At 70.0% G+C, this 6,700-nt stretch carries 7 protein-coding genes; 3 read left to right on the top strand and 4 right to left on the bottom strand.

The annotated features are described in order from the left end of the window. Window positions 1-1,300 (bottom strand): proton-conducting transporter transmembrane domain-containing protein (locus ACWD0F_RS51460; protein WP_449890385.1); only part of this gene is annotated, 1,300 nt, incomplete at its 3' end. Window positions 1,301-1,469: 169 nt separating this feature from the next. Further along, on the bottom strand, window positions 1,470-2,849 hold the full coding sequence (locus ACWD0F_RS51455) for an alpha/beta hydrolase (RefSeq protein ID WP_449890383.1): 1,380 nt from the start codon (window positions 2,847-2,849) through the stop codon (window positions 1,470-1,472). Between the two features lie 301 nt (window positions 2,850-3,150). Between ACWD0F_RS51455 and ACWD0F_RS51450 the strand changes: the two genes are divergently transcribed. Together ACWD0F_RS51450 and ACWD0F_RS51445 are read left to right on the top strand one after the other, a co-directional pair. Continuing rightward, window positions 3,151-3,327: a hypothetical protein gene (locus ACWD0F_RS51450; protein WP_449890382.1), complete on the top strand. Its 177-nt coding sequence runs from the start codon at window positions 3,151-3,153 to the stop codon at window positions 3,325-3,327. Window positions 3,328-3,575: 248 nt separating this feature from the next. Then, on the top strand, window positions 3,576-4,319 hold the full coding sequence (locus tag ACWD0F_RS51445) for a hypothetical protein (protein WP_449890380.1): 744 nt from the start codon (window positions 3,576-3,578) through the stop codon (window positions 4,317-4,319). Between the two features lie 132 nt (window positions 4,320-4,451). Here ACWD0F_RS51445 and ACWD0F_RS51440 read toward each other — a convergent pair whose 3' ends face one another. Together ACWD0F_RS51440 and ACWD0F_RS51435 are read right to left on the bottom strand one after the other, a co-directional pair. Then, window positions 4,452-4,721: a hypothetical protein gene (locus ACWD0F_RS51440; RefSeq protein ID WP_449890378.1), complete on the bottom strand. Its 270-nt coding sequence runs from the start codon at window positions 4,719-4,721 to the stop codon at window positions 4,452-4,454. A gap of 308 nt (window positions 4,722-5,029) precedes the next feature. Beyond that, the gene (locus tag ACWD0F_RS51435; protein ID WP_449890377.1) at window positions 5,030-5,626 is read right to left on the bottom strand and encodes an AAA family ATPase; all 597 of its coding nucleotides are present in this window, start codon (window positions 5,624-5,626) and stop codon (window positions 5,030-5,032) included. Window positions 5,627-5,775: 149 nt separating this feature from the next. On the opposite strand from ACWD0F_RS51435, the gene ACWD0F_RS51430 reads away from it, so the two are divergent. Beyond that, on the top strand, window positions 5,776-6,700 hold a 925-nt coding region (locus ACWD0F_RS51430), incomplete at its 3' end, for a TIGR02677 family protein (RefSeq protein WP_449890376.1).

Genomic DNA, 6,700 nt, shown 5'->3' with positions numbered 1-6,700 from the left:
CGGGCGCCCGGTGCACCTCCCGCGCCGCCATCCCCGGCTTGCCGGCGAACGCCCCCCACAGGAACCGGATCGTGTACGCCGCCGTCAGCGCCGACCCGGCCACCACCCCCGCCAGCACGACGGGCAGGTCCAGCAGCGACTCCAGCGCCGCCTCCTTGCCCGCGAAGCCCAGCAGCGGCGGCACCCCCGCCATCGACGCCCCCGCCAGCACCGCCACCGCGCACACCCACGGCATCGCCCGGCCCACTCCGCTGAGCTCGCGCAGGTCGCGCGTGCCCGCCGCGTGGTCGACGACCCCCACCACCAGGAAGAGCGCGGCCTTGAACAGCGCGTGCGCCAGCAGCATGCCGGCCCCGGCCAGCGCCGCGCCCGCGTTCCCGGCGCCGAACAGCACCACGAGGAAGCCGAGCTGACCGATCGTGCCGTAGGCGAGCAGCCGCTTCAGATCCGGCTCCCGCAGCGCCCGCCAGCCGCCCGCCAGCATGGTCGCCAGGCCCAGCGGCATCGCCACCGCCCGCCACAACGTCACATCGCCGAACGCCGGGCCCAGCCGCGCCAGCAGGTAGACGCCCGCCTTGACCATGGCGGCCGCGTGCAGGTAGGCCGAGACGGGCGTGGGGGCCGCCATCGCCGCCGGCAACCAGCCGCTGAACGGGATGATCGCCGACTTCGACAGCGCGCCGGTCAGGATCAGCACGAGCGCCACCGCGCCGGCGTCCGGCGGGCGCGCCACGATGGCCGAGATCTGGTACGTGCCCGCCGCCTGCCCGAGGAGCACGAACCCGGCCAGCATGGCCAGCCCGCCGAACGTCGTCATCGACAACGCCTTCATGGCCGCCTGCCGGCTCATCCGGCTCTGCGGGTCGTGCCCGATCAGCAGGTAGGAGAAGACGGTGGTCAGCTCCCAGAACACGTACAGCAGGAGCAGGTTGTCGGCCGTCACCAGGCCCAGCATCGAGCCGGCGAAGGCGACCATGGTGCCGCCGTACCGGCCGAGTCCGCTGTCGCCTTTGGGGAAGTAGCGGATGCTGTAGCACAACACCAGCACGCCGACGCCCGTGACCAGCGCCATCATCAGGAGGGTCAGCGCGTCGGCGCGGAAGGCCAGCTCCATCTCCATGACGGGGGCCCAGGGGGTGCTCTCCCGCGCGGGCAGCCCGCGCACCGCCAGCCAGACGGCGAAGGCGAAGGCGGCGGCCGGCGGGACGGCCAGCAGCGCGAAGGAGGTCCGGCCCATGCGGGCGGTCAGCCAGGGAGCGCAGACCGCGGCCACCGCGTGCAGGACCAGCAGTGACTCCATGGGCTCCTCGGGCGGGAATCTCCGGTTACGTCCGCCCAATCTCTCCCGCCGCCCCGGACGTGCCGCGCAGGCACGGCCAGGGTTGACCCGAACGTCACCAGTCCCACACCCTCCACTGGTGCGGGACCGGCTCCGTCGTTCAGCTCGCGGTCGTTCAGCTCGTGGTCGTTCAGCTCTTGGCGCAGGCGGCCGGCCGCGGCGCCTTCGCCGTGAGCAGATAGCGGTCGATCTGCCGCTCCAGGCAGGACGAGCCGCCCTGGTACGCGGTGTGGCCGTCGCCGTCCTTGGTCAGCAGTACGCCCTTGTCGAGCTGCGCCGCCAGCGCCTTGGCCAGCGCGTACGGCGTCGCCGGGTCGCGGGTCGTCCCCACCACCACGATCGGCGGCGACCCGGCCGCGCGCACCTTCTGGGTGAACCGCTTGCCCTTCACCGGCCAGTACGGGCAGCGCGACTCGGGATGGTCGAGGCAGTTGATCGCCATGAGCGCCTCCAGCTGGTTGACGTACGTGCCGTCGGCCTTGCGCCCGTTGTAGGCGTCGGCGCTCATCAGCAGGTAGGTGCCGTCACCCTTGAAGGCCGCGCCCAGCGCCTGGCGCAGGAACGGCCAGCTGGCGGTCGCGTACAGCGCGCTCTGCACCCCGGTGCGCACCACGGCCTCGCTGACCTGCCGGCCGTCGGCGATGTTGCGCAGCGGCGCCCGGTCGGCCCGCTTGTAGAGCGCCTCCAGCCTGCGGACCGCCGCGCCGACCGTGCGCTTCTTGAACGGGCAGTCCTTGCGCTTGAAGCAGTCGCGCAGGAACGAGCCCAGCGCCACCTGGAAGCCCGTGGCCTGCGACCTGGCGAACTCCGGGCCCGTCTGGCCGGGGTTCTCGGCGCCGTCGAGCACCATGGCGCGGATCCTGGTCGGGAACAGGTGGGCGTACCGGGCGCCGAGGTAGGTGCCGTAGGACCAGCCGAGGTAGGTCAGGCGCCGCTCGCCCAGGGCGGCCCGCATCACGTCCATGTCGCGCGCGGTCTCGGCGGTGCTCACGTGCCCGAGCAACTGCTTGCCCGCGTTGCGCGCGCAGGCGCCGGCGAACGCCTTGGACATCGCCTTGGCCTGCTTGACCTCCGTACGCGTGTCGGGGGTCGGGTCGGCGGAGAACAGCGTGTCGAGGCCCAGCGTGCCCAGGCAGCGTACGGGGGAGGAGCCGCCCACGCCCCGCGGGTCGAAGCTGACGACGTCGAAATGCTCGCGCAGGGACGCCGAGACCACCGACTTGCTCGCCTTCAGCGAATCGACCCCGGACATTCCCGGGCCCCCGAAGTTCAGCACCAGCGACCCGATCTTCTTTCCACCGGCCCGAAGCCGAATCATGCTGATCTTCATCTGCTTGCCGCGCGGCTTCGTATAGTCCAGTGGCACCTTCAACGTGCCGCACTCGTATCCGCCACCACAGCTCGACCAGGCGAGCCGCTGGCCGTAATAAGCGCCGAGCCGCTGCTCGGACTGGCCGCCGGGACCGCCGGGCTCCGTCGCCCCGGCGGCCGTGCCGGTCAGACCGGCCACGGCTGTCAAGCCTGCGAGGGCAGGCGCAATGATCGTGATTAAACGTCGCATGCTCTGAAAATGCGCGCAAATCCTTGCGATCCCCTTTAAGGGCGCTGGAATAGATCACTTGCAAGAAGCCAGGGCGAACGTGCCCCGGTCGGTGGTGATCCCCGGGAATCAGCCAGACATGCCGGAATTCCGGCCGCCCTCACCCCCACGCGCGCCTCACCCGACGCTCGAATAAGAGAGTGGGCCTCGACACGGAAAAGGGCGGTGTGGGACGACCCGCACCGCCTGGACGGTCGAACGGAGAGGCGATATGAGGAAGTTCTCAGCGGGGACCATCGTGGTGGGCGCGGTGCTGGCCTTCAGCGGTGCCGGTGTGGGCGTCATGGTCGCGAGCGGTGACGTGGCCCCCTCGGGCCACTACGACGGCGTTGTGGCCGGGCATATCGACGGCGGCGTCGCCCCGGCCGGCGACGAGTGGATCGGATGAGCGGCCCGGCGCGGAGCCACCCGCGCACGGTGACGACCGGGACCGGCACGTCTTCCGCCGTACGGGGCGGGCCGGTGGCCGGCCGCCGGAGAACGACCGCTCCCGCGAGGTGCCCGCCGCATCGGCGGCGCCTCCTGGTGGGTCAGGCCCCCCTGCCATGAGGGCCTGACCCGCCACCACCGCCGCAGGGCCGTTCTCCGTCTGTCACCCCATGCGCTCGTGATCCGCTTCCGGCATGATCATGGCTCATGAAGAAGACGATCACGGCCCTGACGGCCTGTGGCGCCCTGCTGGTGGCCGCCGCTCCCGCCCAGGCGGCGCCCAACGATCCCGTACGCGCCCTGAAGGGCAAACTGACCTCCGGGCACGGCGTGCGGTTCACCGAGACCAGCACCCTCGTGGGCGGCGGCAAGGTCAAACTGCAGAGCCGCAAGGGAACCTTCCAGTTCAACGCCAAGGGCATCGCGGCCTCCGACATCACGACCAACGCGATCCACAGCGAGCGTGAGCGGACCATCAGCGTCGGCAAGGTCAGCTACACCCAGGGCGGCATCCTGGCGAGCGGCCTCGGCGCAGGCACGACCTGGCTGAAGACCGGCGGCATGTCCGGCGGCGCGGGCGGTTTCCAGGGGCAGGTCATCAACCCGGCCGAGCCGAAGACGTTAGCCGCGCTGATCAAGAAGGGCCGGCACACCAGGAACACGATCACCGGCAAGATCACCTTCAAGGAGCTTGAGAAGGTGTCGCCCTGGTTCGGCTCCTCGGTCCCGCTGCGCATGCACGACGAGACGAAGGTCACCTACACCCTCACCCTCACCTCCGCCGGACTCGTGAACAGGGTGAAGAGCTCGTACGCGGCGACGGGGGTGATCGACGCCAACGGATACGACGGCAAGACCATCACGATCGACAGCCGCTTCACAGGGTGGGGCGCCAAAGTGTCGATCAAGGCGCCGGACCCCTCGACGGTGACCAGCCGGATGAACGAGTAACCGTTACATCAGCGGAGCAGACGCTCCCCTCGACCACACCTGAGCGGCGCGAAATCGCCCGGCAGTTGACACTTCGCGTGCCCATGCGGGTGGCACCCTTGTGGTCCACCCGCGACAGCTTCTGATGCCCGCTCAGTCGAAGATTTGTTCCGCGCTGGTCACATGCAGCGACTTGGTGAGCCAGCTCCGAAGCAGCGGGATGTCCATGCAGGACATGACACGCTCACGAACCGGCTCAGAGGTGACGATGCCGCACTCCTCCAGAACTTGCAGGACGGCATTGGCCTCACCGATCGCTTCACCTTTCGCTTTGCCGATCGCTTCACCCCTCGCTTTGCCGATCGCTTCGCCTTCGGTCCGGAGCATCTGCGCGAATTCCGACTTGTACCGGTAGTTCTGCATGAGGATCAGCCGTCTCCATATCTGCCGGGCTTCAGTGTCCCCGAGGCCTATTTCCGTTTGTTCGGATCCCGGGGAGCCGGGAAGTCGATGCCGAGCATTTTGAAAGCACGAGCGTAAAGCTCCGGATTGTCGCGGAAGATGCGATGGAGCATCTCGTGCTGGGGGGATGGCATGCACGTAAAGTTATCGAACGATCACGGTCAGTGTCTCGAAAACACCTACGAAGAGTAGGCGGAGTGCGATTCGAGCTGATGACGACCCAGGTCCTCGACTGGTGCTTGCGGGACGTAACGCAGTGGAAGGTCCGTCTACCTCGCCGGGTCCGCTTCCGTGAACGTCCCGTCCGTGCCGCCGTGGGGAAGCGCGGAACTCCCGTCCGGATCGGCGGCCAGGCCGGTGTCGCGCAGGATCAGCCGGACGATGCCGTCGAGGGTCTCGTCCTCGCCGACGACCGTCTCCCGGCCGCCGGCCAGGACGTCCGCCCTCGCGTACCACTGCCGCATCTCCTCGGCGCCGAACCGGGACCGCTGCGGTCGCGTCTCGTGCCGGCGCAGCGTCTCCTCCCAGGAGACGTCGAGGTAGTAACAGCAGGTCCGCCCGCGATGGCCGCGGCACAGGCCCTCCAGCATCTCGCCGTACCGGCTCCGCGTCAGGATGCCCTCCAGCAGCACGTGACAGCCCGCGTCCAGGATGTGCCGGCACATCACGTCGAGGAGCCCGATGTTCACACCGCAGGGACGGTCCAGCTCCTTCAGGATGTCGCGGCGCACGACGTCCTGGCCGATCACGGCCAGACCACGACGGCCGTACGCCTCGCGCACGGTCCGCGCCACGGTGGACTTGCCCGAACCCGAGTTGCCGCGCACGACGATGAGGACGGTGTCCGGCGAGCCAGTGAGCAGCACCGGGAAACCGTACCTCGAACTCCGCTCCCCGGCCCCCGTTCTCCATGCCGCCGCACTCGCCGCGTGATCTGCGCGCAAACAGCGGTCGGGTTGTCGGGGTATCCCGCTACGGTTGCCGTGGGCGGTAATCGTGCGGCGGGGGGAGCGGGATGGCGGAGCTGCCACGGGTGCCGCAGGAGATGTTCCGGTTCACGACGACGGATCGGGCGGATCTGCACACCGCGGTCCTCTACGCCTTCGGCGAGGCCAACGAGCGGCTGGAGACGGCGCTGACGGTCGACGAGGTGCGCGAGCGGCTGCGCGCGGTGGGGTGGTACGCGCCGATCGGCGACCAGGACCTGGCCGGTCCGCTCAAGCAGCTCGTCGGCTGGGGACTGCTCGACGTGATCTTCAACCACGCGGGCAGCTTCGCCACCGCGGAGGAGTACGAACGCAAGAACCTGCACTACTCCCTGACCAGGCGGGGCGAGGCGGCGTTCGCCGGGGTGCAGCACGCCATGGCGATGCTGGCGTCGGCCGGGGCGCTGCAGACCGCGGTGCTCGACGCGATCGCCGACCGGCTGGGGGAGCTGGAGGAGTTGCTGCGCGACCCCGACCCCGGGCGCAACCGGCGCGTCTTCAGCAGCCTGCAGGAGTTGGAGGGGCATCTCGACGGGCTGCGTAACAACACCAAGCAGTTCAACGGCGAGCTGCAGCGGCTGCTGCGCGTCGAGGGCGCCGATCTGACGACGTTCCACGAGGTCAAGGCCGCCACGGTGGCCTACCTTCAGGAGTTCGTGACCAATCTGGAGCAGCGGGGCGACACGATCGCCGCCGCGCTGGCCGGGGTGGCCGGGCACGGCGTCAGCGTGCTGCACGCCCGCGCGCTCGACGGCGCCGACCTGCCACGGGTGCCGGGCACCGATCACGCCACGCCGTGGCTGGCGGCCAGGGCGGCCAGGTGGGAGGGGCTGCGGTCGTGGTTCGCGCCCGCTGCGGGGGGCGTGCCCCGGGTGCGGCAGTTGCACGACGTGGCGCGGCGGGCCATCGTGTCGCTGCTGCAGGTGCTCGACCGGATCACCGACTCGCGCCGCC

It is taken from the genome of Nonomuraea sp. NPDC002799 (assembly GCF_053592075.1).
Note: the sequence above shows the minus strand (reverse complement) of the source record. Positions and strands in the feature narration are given on the sequence as shown.